This window comes from Haloferax profundi (genome assembly GCF_001469865.1).
GTDB classification, from domain to species: domain Archaea; phylum Halobacteriota; class Halobacteria; order Halobacteriales; family Haloferacaceae; genus Haloferax; species Haloferax profundi.
In genome coordinates, this window is record NZ_LOPV01000425.1 from 1 (window position 1) to 272 (window position 272).

1 pseudogene is annotated in these 272 nt (G+C 56.6%); it reads right to left on the minus strand.

Annotation, left to right across the window (positions count from 1 at the left end):
* A pseudogene (locus tag AUR66_RS14330) lies at positions 1-272 on the minus strand (sugar ABC transporter permease); the annotation flags it as partial.

The window sequence follows — 272 nt, forward strand, 5'->3', positions numbered from 1 at the left end:
CAGCGCGTCGCCACCACGGATTTTTTGATTGATCACGAGTGCAAGACCGAGCCCGATGACGAGACTAAGGCCGGTCGTCGCGACTGCATAGACGATGCTGTTCCAGAGGAATCCCCAGAACTCTCCGCTCCCAAGTAGCGCGGTGTAGTTACCGAGCCCGACGAATTCGGGATTTCGAACCGGGGCCGAAAACAGACTCATTCCCAGTGCGTAGATGATTGGGATTACCCACACGACGAGGAAGAACACGAACATCGGGACGAAACACGCCG